Annotated in this window: 22 protein-coding genes, 4 pseudogenes and 1 riboswitch; of the genes and pseudogenes, 11 read left to right on the forward strand and 15 right to left on the reverse strand. The window is 68.1% G+C overall.

Features of this window, described 5'->3' with window-relative positions:
* Positions 1–12: 12 nt before the first annotated feature.
* The 3 genes from SALPAC6_RS0115950 to SALPAC6_RS30300 are packed head-to-tail and all read right to left on the reverse strand — an operon-like array spanning position 13 to position 2,505.
* Positions 13–1,209, reverse strand: a complete 1,197-nt coding sequence (locus SALPAC6_RS0115950) for a UDP-N-acetylglucosamine--LPS N-acetylglucosamine transferase (protein WP_018254389.1) — start codon at positions 1,207–1,209, stop codon at positions 13–15.
* Complete coding sequence (locus tag SALPAC6_RS0115955; protein WP_018254390.1) at positions 1,206–2,060, reverse strand: polysaccharide deacetylase family protein; 855 nt, start codon at positions 2,058–2,060, stop codon at positions 1,206–1,208. The genes SALPAC6_RS0115950 and SALPAC6_RS0115955 overlap by 4 nt, the downstream gene beginning before the upstream one ends.
* Before the next feature lie 28 nt (positions 2,061–2,088).
* Entirely contained in the window at positions 2,089–2,505 is a 417-nt protein-coding gene (locus tag SALPAC6_RS30300; RefSeq protein ID WP_018254391.1) for a hypothetical protein, read from the reverse strand.
* 733 nt (positions 2,506–3,238) lie between these two features.
* On the opposite strand from SALPAC6_RS30300, the gene SALPAC6_RS0115970 reads away from it, so the two are divergent.
* The 4 genes from SALPAC6_RS0115970 to SALPAC6_RS27920 all read left to right on the forward strand — a co-directional run bounded on the left by SALPAC6_RS0115970 (position 3,239) and on the right by SALPAC6_RS27920 (position 5,825).
* Positions 3,239–4,057: a helix-turn-helix domain-containing protein gene (locus SALPAC6_RS0115970; protein ID WP_018254392.1), complete on the forward strand. Its 819-nt coding sequence runs from the start codon at positions 3,239–3,241 to the stop codon at positions 4,055–4,057.
* Complete coding sequence (locus tag SALPAC6_RS27915; protein ID WP_080636073.1) at positions 4,054–4,374, forward strand: DUF397 domain-containing protein; 321 nt, start codon at positions 4,054–4,056, stop codon at positions 4,372–4,374. Before SALPAC6_RS0115970 ends, SALPAC6_RS27915 begins: the two co-directional genes overlap by 4 nt.
* 279 nt (positions 4,375–4,653) lie before the next feature.
* A complete protein-coding gene (locus SALPAC6_RS0115975) occupies positions 4,654–5,427 on the forward strand; it encodes a class I SAM-dependent methyltransferase (RefSeq protein ID WP_018254393.1) in 774 nt (257 codons plus the stop codon).
* Positions 5,424–5,825 (forward strand): hypothetical protein, encoded by a 402-nt coding sequence (locus SALPAC6_RS27920; RefSeq protein ID WP_018254394.1) that lies wholly within the window; start codon positions 5,424–5,426, stop codon positions 5,823–5,825. The genes SALPAC6_RS0115975 and SALPAC6_RS27920 overlap by 4 nt, the downstream gene beginning before the upstream one ends.
* Before the next feature lie 65 nt (positions 5,826–5,890).
* Here the strand turns inward: SALPAC6_RS27920 and SALPAC6_RS26115 are convergent, their stop codons facing one another.
* Entirely contained in the window at positions 5,891–6,580 is a 690-nt protein-coding gene (locus SALPAC6_RS26115; RefSeq protein WP_223874312.1) for a DUF3626 domain-containing protein, read from the reverse strand.
* Positions 6,581–6,797: 217 nt separating this feature from the next.
* Positions 6,798–7,997 (reverse strand): RtcB family protein, encoded by a 1,200-nt coding sequence (locus SALPAC6_RS0115990; RefSeq protein WP_018254396.1) that lies wholly within the window; start codon positions 7,995–7,997, stop codon positions 6,798–6,800.
* Between the two features lie 243 nt (positions 7,998–8,240).
* Here SALPAC6_RS0115990 and SALPAC6_RS26120 point away from each other — a divergent pair.
* Both SALPAC6_RS26120 and SALPAC6_RS27925 read left to right on the forward strand, forming a co-directional pair.
* A pseudogene (locus tag SALPAC6_RS26120) lies at positions 8,241–8,819 on the forward strand (hypothetical protein); the annotation flags it as partial.
* Positions 8,820–8,937: 118 nt separating this feature from the next.
* A pseudogene (locus SALPAC6_RS27925) lies at positions 8,938–9,478 on the forward strand (IS1380 family transposase); the annotation flags it as partial.
* 356 nt (positions 9,479–9,834) lie between these two features.
* Here SALPAC6_RS27925 and SALPAC6_RS0116010 read toward each other — a convergent pair.
* From SALPAC6_RS0116010 to SALPAC6_RS0116045, 8 genes and pseudogenes are all read right to left on the reverse strand, one after another.
* Positions 9,835–10,497 (reverse strand): 4Fe-4S single cluster domain-containing protein, encoded by a 663-nt coding sequence (locus tag SALPAC6_RS0116010; protein WP_026189731.1) that lies wholly within the window; start codon positions 10,495–10,497, stop codon positions 9,835–9,837.
* Complete coding sequence (locus tag SALPAC6_RS0116015) at positions 10,490–11,347, reverse strand: ComEA family DNA-binding protein (protein WP_080636074.1); 858 nt, start codon at positions 11,345–11,347, stop codon at positions 10,490–10,492. Before SALPAC6_RS0116015 ends, SALPAC6_RS0116010 begins: the two co-directional genes overlap by 8 nt.
* Positions 11,331–11,549, reverse strand: a complete 219-nt coding sequence (locus SALPAC6_RS0116020) for a DUF2997 domain-containing protein (RefSeq protein ID WP_011905833.1) — start codon at positions 11,547–11,549, stop codon at positions 11,331–11,333. Before SALPAC6_RS0116020 ends, SALPAC6_RS0116015 begins: the two co-directional genes overlap by 17 nt.
* The gene (locus tag SALPAC6_RS0116025) at positions 11,546–12,001 is read right to left on the reverse strand and encodes a hypothetical protein (RefSeq protein WP_018254401.1); all 456 of its coding nucleotides are present in this window, start codon (positions 11,999–12,001) and stop codon (positions 11,546–11,548) included. Before SALPAC6_RS0116025 ends, SALPAC6_RS0116020 begins: the two co-directional genes overlap by 4 nt.
* A gap of 31 nt (positions 12,002–12,032) precedes the next feature.
* A complete protein-coding gene (locus SALPAC6_RS0116030; protein WP_223874310.1) occupies positions 12,033–13,367 on the reverse strand; it encodes an AAA family ATPase in 1,335 nt (444 codons plus the stop codon).
* A 552-nt stretch (positions 13,368–13,919) separates the two neighbouring features.
* Positions 13,920–14,081: pseudogene (locus tag SALPAC6_RS29080) on the reverse strand (IS1380 family transposase); the annotation flags it as partial.
* 156 nt (positions 14,082–14,237) lie between these two features.
* The gene (locus SALPAC6_RS26135) at positions 14,238–15,506 is read right to left on the reverse strand and encodes a hypothetical protein (RefSeq protein ID WP_223874442.1); all 1,269 of its coding nucleotides are present in this window, start codon (positions 15,504–15,506) and stop codon (positions 14,238–14,240) included.
* Positions 15,507–15,558: 52 nt separating this feature from the next.
* Positions 15,559–15,963 (reverse strand): hypothetical protein, encoded by a 405-nt coding sequence (locus SALPAC6_RS0116045; RefSeq protein WP_162561498.1) that lies wholly within the window; start codon positions 15,961–15,963, stop codon positions 15,559–15,561.
* 40 nt (positions 15,964–16,003) lie between these two features.
* A riboswitch (S-adenosyl-L-homocysteine riboswitch) is annotated at positions 16,004–16,080 on the forward strand.
* 15 nt (positions 16,081–16,095) lie between these two features.
* On the opposite strand from SALPAC6_RS0116045, the gene metH reads away from it, so the two are divergent.
* Positions 16,096–19,722 carry a methionine synthase gene (gene metH / locus SALPAC6_RS0116050; protein ID WP_018254406.1) on the forward strand — a complete coding sequence of 1,209 codons (3,627 nt, stop codon included), beginning with the start codon at positions 16,096–16,098 and terminating at the stop codon, positions 19,720–19,722.
* Between the two features lie 438 nt (positions 19,723–20,160).
* On the opposite strand, the gene SALPAC6_RS0116055 is transcribed toward metH, so the two are convergent.
* Both SALPAC6_RS0116055 and SALPAC6_RS0116060 read right to left on the reverse strand, forming a co-directional pair.
* Complete coding sequence (locus tag SALPAC6_RS0116055) at positions 20,161–20,808, reverse strand: nucleotidyl transferase AbiEii/AbiGii toxin family protein (protein ID WP_018254407.1); 648 nt, start codon at positions 20,806–20,808, stop codon at positions 20,161–20,163.
* Between the two features lie 2 nt (positions 20,809–20,810).
* Positions 20,811–21,377 (reverse strand): hypothetical protein, encoded by a 567-nt coding sequence (locus tag SALPAC6_RS0116060; RefSeq protein ID WP_018254408.1) that lies wholly within the window; start codon positions 21,375–21,377, stop codon positions 20,811–20,813.
* On the opposite strand from SALPAC6_RS0116060, the pseudogene SALPAC6_RS30305 reads away from it, so the two are divergent.
* From SALPAC6_RS30305 to SALPAC6_RS29450, 4 genes and pseudogenes are all read left to right on the forward strand, one after another.
* Positions 21,348–21,569, forward strand: a pseudogene (locus SALPAC6_RS30305) (IS110 family transposase); the annotation flags it as partial. The gene SALPAC6_RS0116060 and the pseudogene SALPAC6_RS30305 overlap by 30 nt on opposite strands.
* 383 nt (positions 21,570–21,952) lie before the next feature.
* Complete coding sequence (locus SALPAC6_RS30310; RefSeq protein WP_223874311.1) at positions 21,953–22,444, forward strand: IS110 family transposase; 492 nt, start codon at positions 21,953–21,955, stop codon at positions 22,442–22,444.
* A gap of 267 nt (positions 22,445–22,711) precedes the next feature.
* The gene (locus SALPAC6_RS0116075; RefSeq protein WP_018254410.1) at positions 22,712–24,280 is read left to right on the forward strand and encodes an ISL3 family transposase; all 1,569 of its coding nucleotides are present in this window, start codon (positions 22,712–22,714) and stop codon (positions 24,278–24,280) included.
* A 212-nt stretch (positions 24,281–24,492) separates the two neighbouring features.
* Positions 24,493–24,639 carry a hypothetical protein gene (locus SALPAC6_RS29450; RefSeq protein WP_162561499.1) on the forward strand — a complete coding sequence of 49 codons (147 nt, stop codon included), beginning with the start codon at positions 24,493–24,495 and terminating at the stop codon, positions 24,637–24,639.
* Positions 24,640–25,020 lie beyond the last annotated feature (381 nt).

The raw sequence follows: 25,020 nt of genomic DNA on the forward strand, positions 1-25,020 counted from the left end.
AAGAAATCACTCTCATACTGACCGCTTCCAGTCATACCGGTCGCCGCTCCGGACAACCTCCGAGATCAAACTGGCCATGTCGGTAGCGCTGCCGACGGGGAGAGCCGGGCTGACCTCCGCGCCCGTCAGCGCGGTCAGCTCGGTTAGCTCGGTCAGCACCGGCGCCAGTTCGGCAGCGGTGGTGACATAGGCGGTGAGCCCAGCCTCGGCGAGTAGCTGCGCGTTGGCCCGACCATGCCCAGAAATCGGCCGATAGGTGACGGTGGGAAGCCCGCCGGCCAGCGACTGCTGGCAGGTGAGGCCGCCGGCGTTCTCCACCACCACATCAACCGCCCGCATCAGGGTGGGCATGTCCTCCACCCAGCCCAGGACATGTCCGGGGAAGGTACGCAGGCGTTGGCGGAGCCGGACGTTTCGCCCACACGCCACGACGGGGGTGACGCAGCCGGCGCCGAGCACGTCCCGCGCGGTACGGGCCACGTCGCCCACCCCCCAGGAGCCGGCGACGATCAACGCCAGCCGCTCCTGCTCGGGCAGACCGAAACGGGCCCGAGCCGTACGCTGGCAGGCCGTTGCCGAGGACGCGAACTCGGCGGAGATCAGCGGATTGACCACCCGAACATCAGCCGCCCCACGCGCCGCCGCCTGCCGCTGTGTCCCGTCGTGAATGACGCAGTAGGTGTCGACACCCGGCGAGATCCAGATCGGGTGGGCGACGAAGTCAGTGACGTAGCTGAGCACCGGCACGGTGAGCTGCCCCGTCCCGCGCATCGGGCCGAGTAGCTGGTTGGCGAACGGGTGCGTCGTCACCACCAGGCAGGTGTCCGCCGATATCCGCGACAGCATCCGCGGTACGGCCGCCCGCAGCGCGGCCCGGAACCCCCGGACCATCAGCGACGACCGGTCGGTGAACCGGAAGAGCGCGTCGTAGCTCCAGGGAAACCGCTGGAGCATGGTGCGATAGCCCTCCCGAACGAGCCGGTGCAGCGGCCGGGGCAGGGCCGTAAAGAAGTTGAGCTGCTCCACGACGACTCCGTCGCCGGCGAGCCGGGCAGCGAGTTCGGCGGCGGCGGCGTCGTGGCCCGCGCCGATGTCGGCGGAGACGACCAGGATCCGCAGCCGACCCGGGCCGCCGCCGGGGTCGTCGCGACCGGCACCAACCGGGGACGTACCGGCGCGCGGACTTCTCCCGCCCGGCCGTGGCTTCACCGGTTGCGGTTACCCACCCGGTACGTCGCCATGCCCCGGTCGCGCCCGGGCCGGTATGCGCCACGCCATGGGCTCCCGGCGGCCTCGGTCTCCTCGTGTGCGCCGAGCGTCCCGATTGTCAGCTCCCGCTCCCGGGCCCAGCTCACGAGGCGCGGCAGGACCGCCAAGGCGCCGCGCCAGGCACCCGGGCTGGACGCATGATCCGAATCGTGCAGCAACAGCGTGCCGCCACCGTCGAGATCCTGCACGATGGTTTCCCAGATCGCCGCCGGAGACCGGGTGGCGTCCCAGTCGCGCCCCCAGGCGGTCCAGAGGCGGGGGGTCAGGCCCAGCCGCCGGCACGCCAGCAGCGCCGACGTCGTCAGCACCCCGTATGGCGGGCGGTACCACAACGGGGCGGCTCCGGTGACCGCCGCGACGGCATCCCGAGCGCGGGCGATATCAGCGTAGGTCGCGGCACGCGATCGGCACAGCAGGTTCCGGTGCTCCCATCCGTGCACCGCGAGCTCATGCCCGGCCGCCGCCATGTCCCGACCGAGTCCCGGATCGCGATCGAGCAGCGTGCCGAGCAGAAAGAACGTCGCCCGTACGTCGGCACGCTCCAGCGCCCGCAGAAAGCGGGCGGTGGAGGCGCGGCGTGGACCGTCGTCGAAGGTCAACGCGATCCGGGTGGCCGCACCCACCCCCGCCAGCCGGGGCCAGCACCGGCGCCGCAGCGCACCGCTGGCGGTGACCACCGGCAGCGCGTGCACCACCGCCCCGCCCGCGGCGACGGCGGCCGTCCCCGCCAGCCAACGCCGAAGTTCGGGCCCCCCGACCCGGACGCCACCTGCCCCGACGCCACCTGCCACGGCGTTCCGTTACCCACTTCGGACTCCGCTACCCGCTTGGGCGGCCTTCCGATGGCCTTCGTAGGCGGGCCAGCCAGTCGTCGGCCCAGTCGAGATGCGGACAACCCTTGTTCACGCACCGGGGGCAGGTCCGTCCCCCCCAGTGGCTACGGATGATCATTTCGATTCCGCGAAACACCAGGTCCCGGTCCAGGTCTCCCGACTCGACGGCGCTGGTTGTGGGGTGGTCGGGTTCCGCCCGCCAGCACCAGTCGACAAACCTCTCCCTGAGGTCCGGTCTGGTGCCGTTGAGCCGGGATAGCTGATCTGATGCCTCGGCCAGGAGCTTTTGCTGGTGGGCCAGCAGCGCTGACCTCCTGCCGCGATACTCGGCCAGCAACGCGAGCCGCGCGGGCTGGCAGGGCCAGTCGGCGCCGCAGGCCCGGCACCGCCACAGCGGGCGCATGGGGTCGTGTGCCTGTCTCACCACCGCCGGCTCCCGCCCGTGTGGTGGTCACGTAGGCAGCGCTTGAGGTCACCACACCGGGGGCACCAACTGCCCGAACGGCTCTTGGTCACCAGGCCCAGAAGCACGCCAACGGCGAGCCCAACGACTGCGGCAGTAGCAACGACAGCCATCGACGTCCCCTCAGTCTCGCCTGTCGGCGCTTCGGGCGGGCGGCTGGTGCGCGGTCACCAGCGACCTCCGTTGGCTCGCCACTGCTGGGCCGGGGTGAGCCAACCGAAGCGGCCTACCTGGGGATTGGCGACGGTGGGCTGGGTCATCCACGCCGGCAGATTGGCTGGTCGCTTCGGGTGGAAGGCACTAGCGCACGCCGCGTACGGGGTGGTGGGGCCGGTAGCGCCCGACGGTGCGGGGCGGCGGCAGCGGCGAAGTAGCCAGCGAACCATGGTCTGTTCCCCTCTCAGATCAGGCGAAGACCGGGAGTACGAGGTATCGCACTTACTCCCGAAGGGTTCGGTTCGATTGCGCATGGTGACCGAACTCCACTCGACTATCGCAGTGATACTCTCGCGACACAAGTATCACGACTTGCTTTCTGTTCCGCTGGCCTCGCGCTGCTGTCCTGCTGACCCCCAGCGCCGACAGTGCGGTCTCAGGCTGAGACACTGTGGGTGTGGCCAGGGACTACGAGGAGAGGAACATGCCCACTCCAGCCCCAGTAGCTGGCCCGACCGTGGTGCGCCGCCAACTCGGCCGGCAATTGCGCCGGCTACGCGACACCACCCGTGCATCGGTTGACGAGGTAGTCGCGCATCGGCGACTCGGCATCAGCCGAGCGAAGTTGTTCAAGATGGAGGCCGGGCGACACCCGGTCAAACCCCAAGATGTCGCGGTGCTGTGTGCGCACTACCAGGCATCGGCGGACGAAACCGAGCAGCTGACCGCGCTCGCATTGGCGACGGGCGGTCAGAGTTGGTGGCACATCTATGGCGACGATGTCCCGGAGTGGTTCAGCCTCTACTTGGAGATCGAGCCCGCTGCGGCCATGATCCGGACCTACGAGTCCGAACTGATCCCGGGTCTGTTGCAGACGCCCGAGTACGCGCGCGCCGTCTACCAGGCGCGCAACCCCGACGACAGCGACTACGAAATCGAAAGTCGTGTCTCGCTAAGGATCAATCGCCAGGCGATCCTCACGCGGGCCGACCCCCAACCACCGGCCTTGCATGTCGTACTCAACGAGGCGGCGGTGCGGCGCGAGGTCGGCGGGTCGGATGTGATGGCCGAGCAAATCACCAGGCTGCGTCAGGTGGCAACCCGGCCCAACACCACCATCTCGGTCCTACCACTCGCAGGTGGAGCGCACGCCGCGATGGAGTCCGCGTTCGTGATCCTGGACTTTCCAGATCCTGCCGAGGACCCGTCAGTTGTATATCTCGACTCGCCCAGCTCCGCTGCGTACCTACAAAAGGACGTCGAGATCACCCGGTACGAAACGATATTCAGGCTTGTCTGCTGCCAAGCCGTTCCGATCCTGGAGTATCAGCCATGACTCAGCTCCGCGAATACCGTAAGAGCACCCGGTCTGGGGGCTCTGGTGGCAATTGTGTTGAATGGGCGCATTCAGCCCATACGGTCTACATTCGGGACAGCAAAGACCCGGCTGGGCCGGAGCTGGCCGCTACCTACTCCGAGTGGGAAGACCTCATCCGGGCGGTGGGGGCGGGCCACGAGCACCCATGGGTCATCCAGCAACCCAGCGGCGTCCAAGTCTGCAAGGACGGGCAGGAGCTGCGGTTCACGTCGGCAGAGTGGACCGCGTTCCGCGCAGGGATCAACGATGGAGAATGTGCACCGGTAGGCGTATAGACCTGGTCGCGCTGGTGTTCGGTCCGGAGGCGTGGCAGGCGTTCGTTACGCACGCCCGGCGCTGACAAGCACTTAAGCCCCCCAGTGCTGGCGCGCTGGGGGGCTTGAGCATGCCCGGTCCTCGACGTCAGGTATCACCTCCAGACAGCCGATAACGGCTTCGAGCCCGGCCGTGCTCGGCTGGTGAGCGGGCCGCGAACACCCGTTCGTGAGCACGGTCATCGGCCTCGGTCGGCCCTGAAAGGTCAAACCGGTTGACGGCACGGTCAAAATTCGGAGGTGCGTGCCTTCCAGGAACTGGTTGACGAGGCAGCAGCGGCGGACGTGTCCGGGTGGAGCTTCGACTGGCTTGACGGCCGGGCGACCGAGCAGCGACCGCCCTGGCGCTACTCACGTCTGCTCGCGTCCCGGCTACCCCACTCCCCCGCGGCACTGGATATCGACACCGGCGGCGGTGAGGTCCTCGCCGAGGTGCCCCGGTTGGCGCTCCGGATGGTGGTCACCGAGGGCTGGCCACCGAACGTGGAGCGCGCCCGAACGCTGCTACAGCCCCGCGGCGCTACGGTCGTCGCAGTCGAACCGGGACGACCGTTGCCCTTCGCCGACGCCAGCTTCCCGCTGGTGACCAGCCGCCACCCCGTCCGCCCCGACTGGCCGGAGATCGCCCGGGTGCTCCAGGACGGCGGCAGCTACCTCGCCCAGCATGTCGGGCCCGCCTCCGCTTTCGAACTCATCGAGTACTTCCGCGGCCCCCTGCCCCACGAGCGTTTTGCTCGTGACCCACACCGGGAGGTCGCCGCCGCGCGGCGCGCCGGGCTGGAGATCGTGGAGCTGCGCACCGCCCGCTGCCGGATGGAGTTCTTCGACATCGGCGCGGTCGTCTACACCCTGCGCAAGTGCGCCTGGTGGGTGCCCGACTTCACCCTGGAGCGGCACCGCGCCCGACTCGAACGGCTCGACGCCCACATCCGCGCCCACGGCGCATTCGTCGCGCGCTCCACCAGGACCCTGATCGAGGCCAACCGCGTACCCCGCCGAAGGGCACGACAGTGATCGGAGCCAAGATCGGCGCCGGGCGGGAGGCGGACGTACACACGTGGTGCGACGACGCGGTCATCAAGCTGTACCGGCCCGGGCTGCTCTGGCACCGCGCCGAGGCGAGAGCGCTGGCCACGCTGGCCGGGCACGGCATCGCCCCGAAACTGGCCGACACGGTGGAGTGGGATGGACGCGTCGGCCTGGTGCTGGCTCGTAGGCTGATCACGAGCAGCCGGTCGGTGTTCACCCGCCGCTACGCCCGCGCCTACCGGGCTGGCTCGACCCAGCCACTACCGCAGTCGGGGCCCTGGCTGGCGGTACAGGCCGCGGCTCGCCTCGCGGAAGGCATCGCGGGCGAACGAGCCACCCTCATCGCTCTCTTGGAGCGCCTCTTCCACCAGACCAAGCGGTAGCGAGCCTCGCCCCCGCGGCTTCGACCGCACCGCGCCGTCCGCCGGGCCGCCCCAGGAGAAGACCATCAGCCAGGGATGCGGGACGGCGTAGCGGGTCCGCCGAAACGGACGAGGTGGTGCCAGACGCGCTTGAGATCCTGGGGGTGGTAGCAGCCGGTGCGGACAGCGTCCCCGATGAGTCGCGGGTTGAGGTAGCCCCCAACGGCGAGAGCGACACCGAGCTCCACGTAGCGCGGCCCACGGTAGTCCGGATGCTGACGGAGCTCGGCTACGGAGAGCCGGAATCCCGGATGCCACTCCAGCCGGCAGGGCAGGCGACGGGCTAGACTCTCGACGTCGGTGCCGCGGTAGCAGGCGTCCAGCACGAGGGCCTCGACGTCGCGGTCCAGCCGAACCCCACCGTGCACCTGCGCCTCAACGTAGTCGTCCAATTCGTCCCGGTGATCGGCGTGGGCCAGGTCGACCAGCGACATGCGTTCGGCCACGCCGAACATGGTTGGCTCGAGATGGCTGTCCGGGTAGCAGAAGGTCGCTCGGCTGAGGGTGGATGCCGTCAGCCGCAGGTGAGCTGAGCCGAATCGGGGCGCGGCACCGACCGACTTACGCCGAAAGTTCAGGCCGCCGTACACCGGTCGGTGGTGGGCGGGGACAGCGTCGTAGGCGCCCCCGAACATCCGCTGCTCCCAGCGCCACCGATCGCCACCGGGGTGGGCGGTGAGCCCGCCGTTGCTGGTGCCGGTGACGAACTGAGACAGGTAAACCCATCCGCCAGCATTCGGCCGAGAATGGGGCTACCAGCGACGATCCGGTCAGGATGAAAGTTCAGCGTGATCCGCAGGGACGCGTCGACCGGGGGCCCCGCGGAGCAGCTTGCCACATAGCGCAAAGCCTGTGCACAGGCAGAATGCAGGTTTCCTGCCGGATAGTCCCATGCACCCATGAGTCCAGTGTGCAGTGCAAGGTTGAATCGACCTACCCCTTTACGCACACCACCTGCTTGAGGTGCGCTACCACCTCGACCAGGTCGGTCTGCTGCGCCAGCACGGCCTCAATGTCCTTGTACGCGCCGGGAATCTCGTCCACGACCCCGGCATCCTTGCGGCACTCCACCCCGGCGGTCTGCGCCGCCAGATCATCGGTGGTGAAGCTCCGCCTGGCCTGCCCCCGGGACATCCGCCGGCCCGCGCCGTGCGACGCGGAGCAGTACGCGGCCTCGTTCCCCCTACCCCGCACGATGTAGGACCCGGTCCCCATCGACCCGGGGATGATGCCCAGCTCCCCCGCCCCGGCCCGGATGGCGCCCTTGCGGGTGACCAACACCTCCACGCCGTCGTAGGTCTCCTCGGCGACGTAGTTGTGGTGGCAGCTAATCGGCTCGTCGTAGCGCACCTGCGGGAACCGGTCCCGGACCACGGTGCAGAGCAGCGCGAGCATGACCGCCCGGTTACGCCGCGCGTACTCCTGCGCCCACCACAGGTCCCGGCGGTAGGCGTCCATCTCCGCCGTCCCGGCGAGGAACACCGCCAGGTCACGATCGGGCAGGTCGGCGTTGTGCGGCAGCCCCCGGGCGATGGCCATGTGCCGCTCCGCCAGCTCCTTGCCGATGTTCCGAGAGCCGGAGTGCAACATCAACCACACCCGGCCCGCGTCGACACCACCCTGCTCAAGGCAGGCCTCGATGAAGTGGTTCCCGCCGCCGAGGGTCCCCAACTGGTTCATCGCTCGGCCTTCCAGCCGGGCGACTCCGGCGTGCAGGTCACCGAAGCGCCGCCAGAAATCGTCCCATCCCGCCTGCGCCAACCCCCAGATCCGACGCGGGTTCACCGCCTTGTCGCGCTGGGCGAAGCCGACCGGAATCGCGTCCTCGATCGCGTGCCGCAGCCCCGCGAGGTCGTCCGGCAGGTCGGCCGCGGTCAGCGAGGTCCGAACCGCCGACATGCCGCAGCCGATGTCGACGCCGACCGCGGCTGGCGAGACGGCCTGCCGCATCGCGATGACTGAGCCGACGGTGGCGCCCTTACCGAAATGCACGTCGGGCATCACGGCTACGCCCTGCACCCAGGGCAGGGTGCCGATGTTGCGGAGCTGCTGAGCGGCCTGCGGTTCGATGCGGTATGGGTCGGTCCACACCCGAACCGGAGCCCGGGTGGCGGGCAGCACGGCGTACGTCATGATCTGCACTTCCTGACGGTTGCGACTCACAGGTCTACAAAAGACCGGTTCGCGCGCTCATGCTCGGCGACGACGGTCTCGACCTCGTCCGCCCAGTATCGCGAAGACAACCACCGAGATCACCGGAATATTGGGGGCCAGCATGTCCCGACGCCCAGGTGTCGATTCGAACAGGCCGGGTGTCATCTCACTGACCACCGAGGTCAGGTAAGGACGACTATCCACCGGCAGCAGCAACTGGGTATGTCTTGCGACAATGCGCCAAGGAAATCGCGCGCTGTCAGCACGGTTGACCGGAGCAGTCGATGGTGGAGTGCGCTGCGGCTCGTTATGGTTCTACTGTGGCTGGTGGCGGCGGTCGCTGCCTGGTGGACGGCTCCCCGGGAGCAGAGCTACGACAAGGCGCATGCCGATGCCGCTGCCGGCCGCGTGACGGCCTTTCAGTGGGGCGACCACTGGAACAGCACCAACGCGGGGCGTTGGTTCGGAACTCCCGGTCTGCAACAGAGCTCCAGCCAGCTCGGCTCATTCTTCGCGTGGAAAACCTCCGATGGCCGGTGGTACTGGACCGACACCACCACTTTCACACAGGTAGAGGCGCCCATCGACGATGACGGCTACTCCGGGCCTGGAGCCGCCGGCATCGCGCAGCAGCTACGCGTCGCCGGGGTCGAGCAGCGAGGCGGCACGCTACCCCTGGGGGCATCCATCACGGCCGGGATAACCTTCCTTCTCGCCGTGGTCACTCTTGGCGTCGTGCTCGCCGGTCCACCGCCACGCCGGGGCACTCGATGGTTCTGGTTTTGGCTGATCTACCTAACCTCGGCCCTTCACTGATGGGCGTCCGCATGGTGGATCATGAAAGAGGAAGTGCCTTCTGATCTGGGAGGATCTGACTTGTCTAAGGTCCAGATCGCCCGTCACGGAAGGCACTTGCTGGGTGAAGGCTACCGGAACGCGCCCGAGGATCGTTGTCAGCGGTGACGGGCGGGGCGTGGTCGGCCACGTCGGTGCGCGTCTGCTCGCCGATGTCGCTGATGCCACCGGTTTGACCAGCGGGTTCAGCGATGCCCTGGCTGTGCTGCGGCAGCGGCAGGCCATGACCCCGGCCGGGTCGCGGTGGACCTGGCGGTGATGCTCGCCGACGGCGGGGAGGCCATCGCGGACTTGGCCGTCCTGCGTGACCAGGCGGCCCTGTTCGGTGCTGTCGCCTCGGATCCGACCGCGTGGCGGGTGCTGTCGACGCGGCGTTGCAGCAGATTCCCGACGCCCACCGCTACGGCACCGAGATCCTCGTGCGCTCGGACTCGGCCGGCTGTACGCACGGGTTCCTCGCCCACATCCGCAGCCTGCGTGAGCACGGCATGTGCATGCGGTTCTCCGTCGGCGTCGCGATCACCTAACCGGTCCGCGAGGCGATCCGCGCCGCCACCGGCTGGATCCCGGCGCTGGACGCCGACGGGGACCTACGCGACGGAGCCGAGACCCGCACCCCGGCGCCCAAAGACCGAGGCTGGACAGGATGTTCAGGTCTACAGGCTCGTCTACGATGCGGCCGACTGGCGTCGGGGTTAATTTCCCTCCGTCCGGTCGCGGGCTGCTGTTAACTCGCACCTGTTCCGGCCAACACTGGGCAGCATCGCCTGCGTCGGCGTCGAGCTGCCATGGCTTGCCGCGGAGCAAGCGATCTTCATCGCGGTCAACCGCATGCCTGGTGAGGACGTTCGCGACTATGCGGTCTGGATCGTCCTCGCCGCCCGGTGGCCGAGGACGACTGCCCGCCAAGTCACCCTGTAACCCACGCTGCGATGCAATTCGCAGGAGACACTGCCGGGAGTCACCGGTTGCGTAGCGGTCGGGCCACTGGCGCGAGCAGCTCGTCCAGCAACTCCAGCTCCGCCCACCCGTTGATCGCGATCTGGCCGGAGGTGTCGACGTTTATCTCGACGCGGTCGGGCGTGCGTCGCAGATGGTCGAGTAGATGCGGGAAGCGGTCGCTCAGCACGACGAACTCCTGGTTCGTCGAGCCGACCCAGGGCCGAACAGGGTCGATCCGGTCGTTGAGGAAAGGTCCAGCAACGAGCAGGTCCGTCTCGCCGAGCAGCGCGGCAACATCGGCGCGGCCCGCCTCGATGGCCTGCCGCAGCTTCGCCTCGGTGTATCCGGTGAAGGTCATGACCGATCGGCCAGCACACCGCACCGCGCGAGCGACCTTGGACAATGCGGCGGCTTGATCGAAGGGTTCCCCGCCGAGCAGCGTCAGCCCGGCGGTGCCCGAGTCGAGGATGCGGGTCACCAGGTCGTCTGTTGCTACCTGTTCCCCGCCTCGGAAGCTCCACATGTGCGGGTTGAAGCAGCCGGGGCACCGGATGGCGCAGCCCTGCACCCAGACCGCGGTGCGCTCGCCCGGTCCCTCCGCGTGAGTTGAACCAAGGAACCTCGCTACTGACACCACCGCCGAGTTGATGGTAGGTCGAGGAGCGAGTTCGTCATCAGACATCGAGCACACGGCCGTGGGGTGGTGGCGGCGCCTGGTCAGGCTGCCGCCACTGCGGAGGTGTGCAGGTCAGCAGGTTCCGGAGATGGGCGAACTCGTGCGGTGCAAGATCCGCCACTGCGGCGATCTCCTCTACGCTGCCGAACCCGCGGCGTGCCTGCCGCTCGGCGATCATCCGGTGCACGCGGTCTGTGTGGAGGTGCGGGAGCGCAGCGAGCTGCTCGAAGGTGGCCGTGTTGACATCGATAGCCGCCGGGCCACCGGCCGTGGCTGGCGAGACCGTGGAGGGCTGCGGCGACGTGCCGTCCGACTGCTGCGGAGGCGCTGGTACTGCTGCTGGCCCAGCCCCGTAGGAGGTGGCCGGGTTCGGCATGATGTCGGCGACCGACGGTGGCGGGGATGTCGGCGTGTAGCGCGATGGCCCGGGGGGCGCCGGGGGGTAGGGGCTGCCGGTCCAGGTCGGCGGTGGTGCGGTTGGCTGCGCGTACCAGGGAGTGTGGGATGCCCGCCAGCGCAGCCACGCCGAGTTGATGAGGCAGGCGTGCAAGATGCTCCCCGCCCAGATGGCCAAGAACGTGCCGCCAGCCCAGCCGCCCACGGTGGTCGTCTCGCCTGGGTCGTCGAGGAAGGAGAAGGTGCCTGCACCGATGACGGTGTAGGCGATGCCGGGGATCCACCAGTCCGGCCGTCGGGCGCGAAGCCCGACGTAGAGGAAGCCTGCTCCGGCGAGGCAGCCCATGCCGCACATTGGGAGCAGGAGCCACCAGCTGTGCTGGATCCGCCATTGCAGGCTCGCGCCCGGGTTGGCGGGAGGCAGTGGAGGTGTCCACGGTCCGTTAGGCACGTTCGACATTGCGCTCTTCCTGGAGGTTCTGCGTGTTCACGTTCGTTCTGGTGTAGTCGGCGGTGTAGGCACTTTCAATGGTGTGTGCGTCGAGTAAATCTTCCAGGATCGTGATGTAGTCGAGGCAGCCGCTTCCCGCCAGGCCCTTGGTCTCGGCGCTCACGATGCCCGCGCTCGTCACGGTCAGCAGGATTTGTGGCTTCTCCGTCATGACGGCCGTCCCTCGACAGCGAACACCATCCGTACGCTCGCATCCTCGGCGACGGTCTCCGACTCGAGCCGAAGTCCGGCGGCCGGTGCGCGTTCCCGCAGCCGCTCGAGCACCGTACGCTGCACCTGCCGCCCGTACTCGGCGTCGATGGCCCGAACGATGTCGACGGCTCCTTGCTCGTCGACGTCACCCGTGAGGTGCGCGGACCACACCGCGTCCGGCCCGCGCTGGAAACTCGCCTGTACGCGGCCCCAGGACGCCACGATCTCCTGATAGTCGGCGGTGACCACGGCGTTGGTGTCGCGCAGCGCCGCCGAGAGCAACGTCTCATCCCGCATCCGCGTCTGCACCTGGCAGATGACGCGGCCGCGCTCGTCGCGGCTGGCGGTGGCGCCGCGCACGGCGGCGACCGTGGCCACGGTCAGCGGCACCAGTATCAGTGAGACGCTCAACGTGGCACTCCCCTCGGTCCTGTCGTCGACATCAAAACTCGACCGATCTTCCACCACTGTGACGGGGTGGTGCATCGCCGGGTTGGGTAGGAGCCGTGGACGCAATGGTGGTCCCGAAACGGCCAGGAAGGTCCCAGTCTTCCGCGGCCGTGGCCGCCACAGCACGCATATTCGCCCAGGCGCGGATGTCGCTGATCCGCTCCGCCTGGGTCACGCTGAGCGGCACCATGTTGACCACGCCGTGGATTAGATCGTCCTTGCGCAACGGGCGTCTTTCCGAGAAGGCGTCGAAAAGGCCGGCGATGACCGCCTGCTCGAGCTCGGCTCCCGAATAGCCCTCGCTCAGCCCCGAGAGCTCCTTCAGCAGTGCGTCGTCGACGGTGAGATCTCTGGCGACAGCAGGATGCGTCATCCGCTTTGCGATGTGCATGGCCCAGATCGACGCGCGCTCCGCGATGGTCGGGAGATCGACGAAGAAGATCTCATCGAAGCGCCCCTTACGCAGCATCTCAGGCGGGAGGCTTTCAATGTTGTTCGCGGTCGCGATGACGAAGACGGGCTCCGTCTTCTCCTGCAGCCAGGTGAGGAAGGTGCCGAACACGCGAGATGACGTTCCCGAGTCACCAGCGGCGCCGCCGCTGGCGAAGCCCTTCTCGATCTCGTCGACCCAGAGAACGCACGGTGAGGTGGCCTCGGCGGTGCGGATAGCGTTGCGCACGTTCTGCTCGCTGGATCCGACCAGTCCGGAGAAGACCCGACCGATGTCGAAGCGCAGCAGCGGCAAGCCCCAGCTAGCGGCGACGGCCTTTGCGGTGAGCGACTTGCCGCAGCCGGGCACGCCAGTGATCAGCACACCGCGCGGCGCGGGAAGCCCGTACTCCGCCGCCTCCGCCAACCAGAAACTATCCCTTTTGGCCAGCCACCGCTTCAGATTTTCCAGACCACCGACGTCGGCCAGGTCGACATCGACATCGACGAACTCGAGCAGTCCCGACTTACGTACCGTCTGCCGCTGCTCCTCGTTCACCACCGCGATGTCGTCAAGGTCAAGCACACCGTCGTTGACCATCGCACGAGCGAAGGCGTTCTCCGCCTCCTGCAGCGTGAGGCCGAGAGCTGCCTTCGCCAACCGCTCCCTCCCCACCTCATCCAGGCCGATGCGGATCCGGCCGCTGGCGGAGTTGGCCGCGATCATCCCTTCAAGCACCATGCGGATCTCGTGCTCACTGGGCAGCGGAAAGTCGACGATCGTGACGTCCTTTTCCAGCTCCACCGGAATCCGCAGCACGGGAGAGATAAGCACCAAGGCCCGCGCGACCGGGCCGCACTTGAAGGCCGCCGCCACATCCCGCAACCGCCGAATCACACCCGGGCTCCCAGGCCTGTCGCCACCCCCGTGCGCCGTGTGTAGGTCCCTGAACATGAGCACGCTGGGCTCGTCGATCCGAAGCACGGCGTTGAGCGCATCCTCCGGGTCCGTCGTGCCCTTCCTCGGGGTACCGTCCGGCTGAACCAGTCCTTCTGTCGCGGACCAGGTCCAGACGGCCCTGGGAGTACGAACCAGGGCCGCATCGCGGGCTACGGCCGTCACCTCCGCGACCACCCGATGCTCTTCGTACGACTCTACGTAGAGGATCGGGAAGCGCGCTTTGAGCAGTTGCGACAGTGCCTCGCGGAAAGGCCTCACCATCGCCGTCTCCCCCTCCGACCGCCACCAGGCCGGCCGACTGTAGCAGGCCACAGGCAGGGCTGGATCCAGGGAAGTTGGCATTAACCCCGGTCTTTCGTGAGCTGGTGATCAAGGCTGCAGCCAGCGGAGTTGATCTCTCTAGGGTTTTCCGGGGTTGATGGGCATGGTGATGGCCCGGCGCGGTGGCCGGGTCCTCCAGTGCTGTTCGTCGGGACGCGGGGGCGGGGTTCAGGTGACTGGTTGTGGTAGTGCGGTCAGCCGCGCGAACGCGGTGACCAGGTCGGTGGCCCAGGGCCAGCCCTCGGCGATACGCAGCCGGGTGCGTCTGTCGGTGCGGGTGATGCGGGCGGCGACGTGCAGGAGCCGGTAGCGCAGCTTCTCGGACACCGCGCCGAGGCGAGAGCGCTGGCCACGCTGGCCGGGCACGGCATCGCCCCGAGACTGGCCGACACGGTGGAGTGGGATGGACGCGTCGGCTGCCCCCTCTGCCACCAACTCGCCCCAACCTAACAAAGCACTACTTACGGCCTGGCCGCATTCTTCATCTCAGTCGGCAACGTACTCACGATGGCGGCCTAGAGCACGCGGGGTAGGAGTGACGGCGACCGACGCAGGCGGCTCCGCAGGATCGCTGGCCCGCACTCTCCTTGCCAGTAGTACCGGAAGGCCGACCACGGGCACCAGCCACATCGCGACGTAGAGCCGGTCACCCTGAGAGAGTATTGGATGGGCGACTAGGGTGGCCAGTCCGGTACTGGCCACGGCCAGGGTGAGCCAGGCCAAAGCGCGATCGTGGCGCAGGAGCGCCCAGGCGCCAAAGGCAAGGCCCAGCAGCAGCCACGGCGTTCGCAGCTCCTGTTGTAGCCAGTGCGGCAAAACGTTGGCGTTGAGGTCCACCAACCGCTGCCAGGGGTCATCGACATCGGGAGTCGTGAAGTGGTTAGTCCACTTGTCCTGCAGCGTCTCCCCCGCCCCAGACAGGCGGAGCACCTTCGCGGTCGCAAGAATGGCGACCGTGGCCAGACTGCTGACGCCGACCAGTATTCCGGTCCCGGCGTGCCGATGTCGCGGGCTAGTAAACAGGATGAGCAGTCCGGCAGCGGCCAGTGCTCCCGCGACCAGCAAGAAGGTGGAGTATCGCACCATGGTACCCGCCGCCAGCGCGCCGATCAGCAGTGCCAGCCCGGCCGCTGTGCGCTGTCGCAGTAGCCACCACGCTCCGAGTAAGGCGGCTACGGTGAGCGCCACCATCGGCCCCTCGGTCAACGGATAGGAGCCGCGATTCCCGATTGGCGATAGGTAGTAGGCAATCTGACCGACCACCGCTAGATGTGGGGGTAAGCCCACCTCCCGTAGTAGGCGGACGATCAGGAGGCCACCGATCGCGGTACACAACACGGAGGTCAAAGTGAGCCCCGCATTGACCCCCAGGATCGCCACAAGCGGAGTGGTAAGCGCCGGGTAGCCCACCCGGTCGGTGAAGATCGCCTCGTAGCGCGGCTCGTTCGGCGTCAGCCCGTCTGGGTACTTTGCGATGCACGCTTGGGTGCGTTCGGCAATCCGGGGGGAGTCATACATAGTCAGGGGGTTGATCGACGCTCGACGGGCTTCGTAGCGAGACACTTTGCCGCAGTAGGCCGCCAATGCCTCACGCTGCGCGTCGGCTGGCGACTCACCAAGCAGTTCGAGCGCGATGGTGGCGTAGCGGTAGCCATCGTTGGTCGGACCGGCAATCGGCCGGAGCGCCACCGCCCAGAGTCCTACCCACGCGAGCGCCACGAGCAGGGGCACAAGACCACGCCTCAACGATCTCACGGGGCTCCTTGGGATATCGAATGATGAATCGCTGGCTACGCCGGCCGGGATTCTATCGCTCGGCTCGTTGCTGAACTCGGGCGGTAGCGACAGAAGCCACCGCGGGGCCGGGTTTCAATCGCACATCGAGGTTCACGCGCTCCCGGTACGACGGCCCAGCAATGAGGGTGTCCGAAAGATTCGCTTCCTCGTTGATCGGCTCTTCCAAGGGAAGGACCGCCCGTACCAGCGTCAGCATGGGTTGGACGAGTTGCAGCTGACCCACCCGGAAGGCCGCTGCGGTCCGCGGGATCGACCGCCGCACGTACTCCGGGCCCGCGCCCCGGGGCCGGAACGTGCCGCCGATGTGCTCACCATCGGTGTCGACTCGCTCCGCCGCCATCTCGCCCGTGCAGGGCGTTGCTCGTCCTGATCCGGCTTGCCGGGTGACCGCAGCAGCCAGATGCCGACGCCTCATGGGGGACTCCAGGCAAGCTGATCGGGTACTATCTGTCTCTCGGGTCGAGAGGCGCTGCGACGGGCAGAGCCCGCCACGCTCGGCCCTGATTTGTTAAAACAAGGGCGCCTCCGAGCTTTGGAGGCGGCCCGCGTGAGCGCGTTACTGAGCCAGAAGAGCACGGCATCGTCGCTGCGGCAGCTAATGTCGCAGCGGGTTCTGGTGCTGGATGGCGCCTGGGGCACGATGTTGCAGGCCGCGAAGCTCACCGCCGCGGACTATCGAGGCGACCTGATCGTCGACCATCCGCAGGACGTCAGTGGCGACCCCGACCTGCTCAACCTCACCCGGCCCGACGTCATTCTGGACGTACACCGGCAGTACCTGGCCGCCGGCGCTGACATCACCACGACCAATACCTTCACCGCGACGAGCATCGGCCAGGCCGACTACGGGCTCCAGTCACTGGTTCGTGAGATGAACGTTCAGGGTGCGCGGCTGGCCCGGCAGGCGGCGGACGAGTTCGACAACCGATTCGTGGCCGGCTCGATCGGGCCGCTGAACGTGACGCTGTCGCTGTCGCCGCGGGTCGAGGACCCGGCGTATCGCGCCGTTGACTTCGACGAGGTGCGCGCGGCGTACGCGGAGCAGATCTCGGCCCTGGCCGAGGGGGGTGTCGACCTCCTGCTGATCGAGACGATCTTCGACACGTTGAACGCGAAAGCGGCGATCGCCGCAGCTCGTGAGGTCGCGCCGCAGCTCCCGCTGTGGATTTCCGTGACCATCGTCGACCTCAGCGGCCGGACCCTGTCGGGGCAGACCGTGGAGGCCTTCTGGCGCTCGATAGAGCGGGCCGAACCGCTGGTCGTCGGCGTGAACTGCTCGCTGGGCGCGGCCGAGATGCGCCCGCATATCGAGGAGCTTTCCAAGATCGCCGGAGCCTACGTGGCGTGTCACCCCAACGCCGGCCTGCCGAACGCCTTCGGCGGCTACGACCAAACGCCGGAGGAGACCGCCGGCCTGCTCGGCGACTTTGCCGCGTCCGGCCTGCTCAACATCGCCGGTGGCTGCTGCGGCACCTCACCGGAGCACATCGCCCGGATCGCCGCCGCGGTGGCCGGCACACCGCCACGGACGGTTCCCGCCCTGCCTGAAGCCACCCGGTTCAGTGGGTTGGAGCCGTTCGCGATCGGACCGGACACCGGGTTCGTGATGATCGGTGAGCGCACCAACGTCACCGGCTCGGCCAAGTTCCGTCGGCTCATCGAGTCGGACGACTATCAGGGCGCGGTCGACGTGGCCCTGGAGCAGGTCCGCGGTGGTGCCAACCTGCTCGACGTCAACATGGACGCGGACCTGCTGGACAGTGAGCGCGCCATGACGACCTTCCTCAACCTTATCGCCACCGAGCCCGAGGTCGCCCGGATCCCGGTAATGATCGACAGCTCGAAGTGGACGGTGCTCGAAGCCGGCCTCAAGTGCGTGCAGGGCAAGGGTGTGGTCAACTCCATCAGCCTCAAAGAAGGCGAGGAGTCGTTCCTGGCTCAGGCCCGCCGGATCCACGACTACGGTGCCGGCGTGGTGGTGATGGCCTTCGACGAGCAGGGCCAGGCCGACACCACCGAGCGCAAGGTGTCCATCTGCGCCCGGGCCTACGATTTGCTCGTCGAGCAGGTCGGGTTCGCGCCGGAGGACATCATCTTCGACCCGAACGTCCTCGCGGTCGCCACCGGCATCGCCGAGCACAACGGGTACGCGAAGGCGTTCATCGACGCCCTCCCGCTGATCAAGGAGCGCTGCCCGGGTGCCCGCACCAGCGGCGGCATCTCCAACCTGTCATTCTCCTTCCGAGGCAATGACGTGGTTCGCGAGGCGATGCATTCGGCGTTCCTGTTGCACGCTGTCCGCGCCGGGTTGGACATGGGCATCGTCAACGCCGGCCAGCTCGCCGTGTACGCCGATATCCCCGCCGACCTCGTCGAACTCGTCGAGGACGTGATTTTCGACCGGCGCCCGGACGCCACCGACCGCCTGGTCACCTTCGCGTCGACCGTTACCGGTTCCGGCACGAAGCGTGCGGTCGACCTTTCCTGGCGCGAGGCGCCGGTGCACGAGCGGCTGTCGTACGCGCTGGTCCACGGCATCGTCGACTTCATCGAAGAGGACACGGAGGAGGCCCGGCAGGGCCTCGACCGGCCCCTCAATGTCATCGAGGGTCCGCTGATGGACGGAATGAAGATCGTCGGCGACCTGTTCGGCGCCGGCAAGATGTTCCTGCCGCAGGTGGTCAAGAGCGCCCGGGTCATGAAGCGCTCGGTCGCCTACCTCGAACCGTTCATGGAAGCCGAGAAGGAGCAGGCCCGCCTGGAGGGCCGGATCGACCCGGGCCGCGGGCAGGGCAAGGTCGTGCTGGCGACCGTGAAGGGCGATGTGCACGACATCGGCAAGAACATCGTCGGCGTGGTCCTGGGCTGCAACAACTACGAGGTCATCGACCTGGGCGTGATGGTTCCGGCCGGCCGGATTCTGGACACGGCCGTCGCCGAGGGCGCCGACGCCATCGGCCTGTCCGGCTTGATCACGCCATCGCTGGACGAGATGGTGGCCGTCAGCGCCGAGATGCAGCGCCGCGGCCTCAAGGTGCCCCTGCTGATCGGTGGGGCCACGACATCGCGTCAACACACCGCCGTGCGCATCGCCCCCGCGTACGACGGCACAACCGTGCACGTGCTCGACGCGTCCCGGGTCGTCGGCGTGGTTTCCGACCTGCTCGACGACGGTCGGGCCCGCGAGCTGGACCGCGCCAACCGCGCAGAGCAGGAGCAGCTGCGCGAGGCCCATGCCAACCGGCACTCCCAGCCGATGCTCGGCTTGGCTGAGGCCCGCGCGAACCGCGAGCAGGTCGACTTCAGCGACCTGCCGACCCCGCCCTTCACCGGCTGGCGGACGGTCCAGCCCACCCTGCCCGAGCTACGCGAGATGATCGACTGGCAGTTCCTGTTCCTGGCCTGGGAGCTCAAGGGCAAGTTCCCGGCGATCCTGGACCAGCCGGTCGCCCGCGAGCTCTACGACGACGCCAACGCCCTGTTGGACAACATCACGAAGGATGGCTCTTTCCAGGCCCGAGGCGTCTACGGCTTCTGGCCCGCGCACTCCGAGGGCGACGACATCGTCCTCGGCAACGGGGTGCGCCTGCCGATGCTACGCCAGCAGACGGTGAAACCGGCCGGCCGCAACAACCGCTGCCTGGCCGACTACGTGGCCCCCGACGGTGACCACCTGGGTGGCTTCGCCGTGACCATCCACGGCGCCGACTCCCTGGCCGCGCACTACGAGGCCCAGCACGACGACTACCGCGCAATCATGGTCAAGGCGCTGGCCGACCGGCTTGCCGAAGCCTTCGCCGAGTACATCCACCTGAAGGCCCGCCGCGACTGGTTCGAACCAGACGCCACGCCGGACCTCGCCGACCTGCACGCCGAACGCTTCCGGGGCATCCGACCGGCGCTCGGCTATCCCGCCAGTCCGGACCACAGCGAGAAGCGGGACCTGTTCGACCTGCTGCAGGCCGCCGAGCTCGGCATCGGCCTGACGGAGTCCTTCGCGATGACGCCGGCAGCAAGCGTCAGCGGGCTGATCTTTGCCAACCCGGCGGCGAAATACTTCACAGTGGGCCGGATCGGCAAGGACCAGATCGAAGACTACGCCGCCCGCCGCGCCATCAGCGTCGTCGACGCCGAGCGGTGGCTGCGCCCCAACCTGGCCTATGAGCCGTCCTGACGGGGTGTAGCGGCCAGGCGGGTATAGCATGCGGGGCGGGAGCGCCATGCCGTTGTGCCGTCGGGCATCCGCGTCTGCACGCCAACACGGTTTACCGCGGGCGATCGCCGGTCGTACCCCGGGGGTACGTGTGCTCGGGGTGTGCTCCTGGGCTGGGCGAACAGGGGTCCGGGTGACGTGGGTGAACGTGGGCCACTCCCTGCCACCCCAGGTGAACCCCCGGGTCGCTAGACTGGGCGCTCGCGCCCTCGTAGCTCAGGGGATAGAGCAACGGTTTCCTAACCGGACGCTCCGCCGATGTCCGCAGGCCGGTGACCTGCGGCTTTCCTATCGTCCCCGTTGCGTGCCGGTCGCTTCACGGGCTCGCTGCGATCGCTTGCCGAAGATCAGCTGGAACGTTATGGGTCCTGCGTGTACATGCTTGACCCTGCCGCCGTATCATCCCCCCTCGTCATCGAGCAGTTCGCGGCGCCACTCCGCGAATCGGCTTCGGAGATCGTCCAGCGCTGGGCCGGTGACGCCGTACTGGGCGAAGTCGTCAGGATCGAGCTGGGTGGCTTGTCCGAGGGCGTCGGCGAAGATGCGCGGGTCGAATCCACGGTCGGCGCGCTGCGCGAGGGCGAGAAGGTTGTCGCGGGTGTAGCGGCCGGATCGGAGGGTGGCATCGATGTCGATGAAGTCCCGGGCGAACGCTCGCCCGTAGAGGGCGCTCATCTTGTTCGCTACCGCGTCATCAGGGTGTAGGACGGGTCCGATCGCCATGAGGATCGGTTCGTTGGCGCGCCAGTCCACGCCGAGTTCGACCTTGGAAACCCGCGCACCATCGGTGACGGCCAGCCGGGCGAAGGTGTCGTACTGGCGCTCGGTCTCGACGGTGAGGCCGTCGTCTCGGTAGGCGTGCACGACGGCGGTGACCGCGGCGGTGAACTCGTCGCGGCGGTCCCAGGCGGTGAACAGGTCGACGTCCTCACTGGGCCGCTCCAGCAGCCCGGCGGCCTGTACCGCGTAACCCCCGGCCAGCGCGAAGCCGTATCGATCGGCCGCCCCGAGCCCGGCACGGGCGAGGCGTTCGTGGAAGGGGTCCACCGCTACGCCGCGTTGCTGCGGGTGGCGGCTAGTTCGGGGAAGGCGTCCTCCCAGCGCTGCCGGAGTTGGGGTGGCAGCCAGAGGGTGGGCCAGAGTCGCCGGAGGAGGTCGGCGTCGAGCCAGATGTGCAGATCCTCGACGGTGCTGGCTTCGGTGAGCACTACCTTGTACATGCTGGCCAGGCGCGCGGGCCGGTTCAGGTCGTACTCGGCGTGCCCGGACCAGTCGAGGTGACGCGGAAGCGTCACCACGCCCTTGGTGGGGCCGTGCAGCGCGGTGAGGGTTTCGGCGATCACGTAGGGCTTCCGGTCGCCGTAGGGTCGGTAGTCCGCCGGCGGCCGGGGTGGGGTCCGGCGTCGGTTGAGGTTGGTCGCCTGCCGGACTTCCGGTCGTAGTGCCTGACGGATCGTTTCCCGGCTGTACCCGGTGACCCGCTGTAGATCCACCGGCCGCCACCCGGCCGCGTGGAACGCCCGCAGTTGCTCGTCCCGCTCGGTCAATGCCCGTGCCCGCATCGCCTCGTACCGGGAGACAACCGTATGCAGCTCATCCTCGGAGAACCGGCCCATACCGACCAGCCTACCAGGCTAGGCCCAGCACGCTTGGCTACTTCGTTGCTGGCGGTCCGATTCAACCGGGGCGTGGACGTCCGCTACGTCAGCGGTACGGTCACCTCACGGATGGCGGAGGCGTTCCACGGTGAACGCAAGACCGACGCCCACGACACCTACGTCATCGCCCAGACCCTGCGCATGCGCGGCGATCTACCGACCCTCACCCTCGCGGGCGAGGTACAGCAGCAGCTGAAGCTGCTCGTCTCCCGCCCGCCTCGACCTGGTCGCCGACCGGGTCCGCATCACCGCCCGCATCCAGGACCTCCTCACCATGATCAGCCCCACCCTAGAGAAGACGCTGAACCTGCGCAGCAAGAGCGCGCTCCGGCTCCTCGCCCAGTGGAGACACCCGTCGGACTGCGCCGCGCCGGCGAAGCCCGCATCCCGGCCTCCCTACGCCAGCACACCGTCGCGGGCCGCCAAGGGCTCTCACCGCCAAGGTCCTCACCGCCGCGCGGACGCAGACCGTCACCGTCGCCGTCGCCGTCGCCGTCGCCGGAGAGGCAACCGCGGCCGGGATCGTGGCCCAGATGGCCACCGACCTGGAAGCGGTCAACGACCGGACACCCGCCATCGAGGAAACCATCGCCGTAGTTGTCGCCGAGCACGAGCTGGGAGAGATCGCCACCAGCCTGCCCGGCATCGGCACCACCCTCGCCGCCGAGTTCCTCGCCCACGCCGGCACCCTCACCACCTACCCAAACGCCGCCGCACTCGCCGCCCACGCCGGAATCGCACCGATCTCCCGCGACTCCGGCCGCCGACAAGGTCACCAGGCTCGGCCGCACCGCAACCACCGGGGCCTAGGCCGGGTGATCAGCATGTCCAGCTTCACCGCCCTGACCCACTGCCCACGATCCCGCGCCCACTACGAAGAGAGCCGAAGGAAAGACCCGCCACCAAGCCACCGCCGCCCTGTCCAGACAACGCCTCAACGTCCTCTGGGCCTACATCCTCGACAAGACCCCTACCAGCCCAAACAACCAAGATCAGCACAGGTGGCGCTGCGCCAACTCGCGTAGAGACTCCGCTTGCCGAAGATCGGCAGAACAGGTGTAAGTCCTGCTCAGGGCCTGCTTCGGTCGTGCGATGATCTCCTTGCGGGTGCGTTGGCCGTCGGGCCCGCCGGTGTCGCGGCGCAGCCGGAACACCGGCCGGCGGCGGGGAGCAGGGCAGCGTCGGCGGGGCAGCCCGCAAAGCATGTGCGGCCTGTCAACGGCGGATTGGGAACTGGCTCTGGCACACATTTTGTGAGTCGCGCTCGTCGGTAGTTCGGGTTGGGTGCCGGGATGGAGATCATTCCGGCGTTGCTGCCGCACCTGACGGGCCTGCGGTTGGAGGCGGTGGTGATCCGGGCCGTCGGGGTCAGGATCACCGCGGCGACGCAGACGGTGCGGGCGCGGTGTGGCGCCTGCGGCGTGTGGTCGACCACTGTGCATGGCCGCTATGTGCGGCGGCTGGCCGATGTCAGGTTGGGTAGCCACGAGGTGCAGGTCGCGTTGACGGTCCGCCGATTCACCTGCGCCAACACCGAATGCGGGCGGCGAACGTTCGTCGAGCAAGTGCCCGGGCTGACTCGTCGGCATGCCCGTCACACCGTCTCGGCCGCGGGCGACCTGGAAGCCGTCGCGGCGGCGCTGGGCGGTCGACCGGGCAGCCGGCTGGCGCATCGGCTAGCGGCATCGGTCTCCCGCTCCACATTGATCCGGATGATCCGCCGAATGCCCAACCCGCCGCCGGTGACACCGACAGTGCTCGGCGTGGACGACTTCGCCCGCCGTCGAGGCCACCGCTACGCAACCGTGCTGCTCGACATGCACACCCGCCGACCGATCGACATTCTGCCCGACCGCACCGCCGACACCCTCGCCGCCTGGCTGCGCGACCATCCCGGCGTTCAGATCATCTGCCGCGATCGAGACGGCAGCTATGCCGACGGCGCCCGCAAAGGGGCACCTGACGCGATCCAGGTCGCCGACCGGTGGCACCTACTGAAGAACCTCAGCGACACCATCGAGAAAGTCATCCGCAGGCACCGCCGATGCCTACGCACCCACACCGAACCACCATCTGCCCTGGCCGCACCGCCCAACGAGCCCGTCGCAGCCCGACGACGGGCGACGAACACCCGCCAACGCCACGCCGCCGTGCACGCCCTACGAGCCGAAGGACTGTCGATCAAAGCAACCGCCCGCCGCCTCGACATGAACGTCAGAACCGCCCGCAAGTACGCCCACGCCGCCACCGCCGAAGCGTTGATCGGCCCGAACTCCAGCAGCCGACCCAGCGTCCTCGCCCCATTCCACTCCTACCTACGGCAACGCCTCACCGACGGCATCCACCAGACCGCTGACCTGCACGCCGAGATCCTGGCCCGCGGCTACCAAGGCAGCTTGCGGGTGCTGCGCGACTGGCTCACCACCAACCACACCCGACCTGCCCCCGCGACCGCAGTCCGGGTACCGTCGACCCGGCGGATCACCGCCTGGATCATGCGCCCCGGCCACAAACTCACCGACGACGAACACGCCAATCTCGCCGACGCCCGCCGCCGCTGCCCGGACCTCGACACCGTCGCCAGCCTCGCCCGCGGGTTCGCCACGCTGGTCCGCCACCAAGGCACCGGGCAGCACCTCGACGCCTGGATCGACCGCGCCCGCCACGCCGGCTACCCCGAAATCCGCGGCTTCGCCACCGGTCTTGTCAGCGACCGCGACGCCGTCGTCGCCGGCCTCACCCAACCTTGGAGCTCAGGTCCAGTCGAGGGCCAGATCAACCGCATCAAGACGACCAAGCGGCAGATGTATGGCCGGGCGAACCTCGACCTCCTGCGCAAACGCGTCCTGACCAACTCGTGAACCGCCACCAAGATCAATCACAAAATATGTGCCAGAGCCAGTCTCGCGCGTCGTCGACACGGCCTGCGAAGTGAGCGGCTGATTGGCCTTCAGGATCGGGGCGTAGTGAGTGTGCAGGTTACCGTGGACTAGCCGGGCCGCCTTCTTCGTCGTGTGCAGGGCGTCCAGGGTCAGGACCATGCCGCCACCTCCAAGCCGCCAAGCAGGACTCGATGACGGATGCCATCACCGCGTTTGTCCCCGACCTGCCATTGGCCCAGCACGGTCCCGGTCCCGTGGCCGATCGCCGGGTCCAGGAACACCTGACCGGCCGCCGCAACGGTCCCGTTCAGCAGTTTCCCGTCGATCGCGGCGTCTGATAGCAGCCCCGCCGGAACCGGATGTGTCACCGCGCGAGCCGCGGCTTGGCATTGTTCGCATTTCGACCGGCCCGGCAGCAGCGGGCAGGACCTGGGCGAGGCTGTTACCGCAACTCGTCAACGACGATACACGCTGACCGCCACGTCCAGGGCGTCAACCGTCCAGGTCGGTTAGTACCCGGCGAAAGGTCCGCTCGACAGCCGGCCGATCAACGCGTCGTAGCGGAGGCCGATGCAGGCCAGGACCTCTTGCCCGGCACTGGTCGCCCACCGAATTACTCCTGAACAGGACCTTATGGCCTCGAAACCCAAAGATCACCAGAAGTCGCGCTCGTCCTCTACGCAACCCCAGCCATGGCTTTCGGCACGACGCCGAACAAA

It is taken from the genome of Salinispora mooreana, assembly GCF_000379065.1.
Classification (GTDB): Bacteria; Actinomycetota; Actinomycetes; order Mycobacteriales; family Micromonosporaceae; genus Micromonospora; species Micromonospora mooreana.

Coding starts and splice junctions, on each gene's coding strand:
- SALPAC6_RS30300 (WP_018254391.1), bottom strand. CDS start 2,505: ATGCGCCCGCTGTGGCGGTGCCGGGCCTGCGGCGCCGACTGGCCCTGC.
- SALPAC6_RS27915 (WP_080636073.1), top strand. CDS start 4,054: ATGACTCAGCTCCGCGAATACCGTAAGAGCACCCGGTCTGGGGGCTCT.
- SALPAC6_RS0115990 (WP_018254396.1), bottom strand. CDS start 7,997: ATGACGTACGCCGTGCTGCCCGCCACCCGGGCTCCGGTTCGGGTGTGG.
- SALPAC6_RS0116010 (WP_026189731.1), bottom strand. CDS start 10,497: ATGTCTGATGACGAACTCGCTCCTCGACCTACCATCAACTCGGCGGTG.
- SALPAC6_RS0116015 (WP_080636074.1), bottom strand. CDS start 11,347: ATGTCGAACGTGCCTAACGGACCGTGGACACCTCCACTGCCTCCCGCC.
- SALPAC6_RS0116020 (WP_011905833.1), bottom strand. CDS start 11,549: ATGACGGAGAAGCCACAAATCCTGCTGACCGTGACGAGCGCGGGCATC.
- SALPAC6_RS0116045 (WP_162561498.1), bottom strand. CDS start 15,963: ATGAGGCGTCGGCATCTGGCTGCTGCGGTCACCCGGCAAGCCGGATCA.
- SALPAC6_RS0116060 (WP_018254408.1), bottom strand. CDS start 21,377: ATGGGCCGGTTCTCCGAGGATGAGCTGCATACGGTTGTCTCCCGGTAC.
- SALPAC6_RS30310 (WP_223874311.1), top strand. CDS start 21,953: ATGGCCACCGACCTGGAAGCGGTCAACGACCGGACACCCGCCATCGAG.
- SALPAC6_RS0116075 (WP_018254410.1), top strand. CDS start 22,712: ATGGAGATCATTCCGGCGTTGCTGCCGCACCTGACGGGCCTGCGGTTG.
- SALPAC6_RS29450 (WP_162561499.1), top strand. CDS start 24,493: ATGACGGATGCCATCACCGCGTTTGTCCCCGACCTGCCATTGGCCCAG.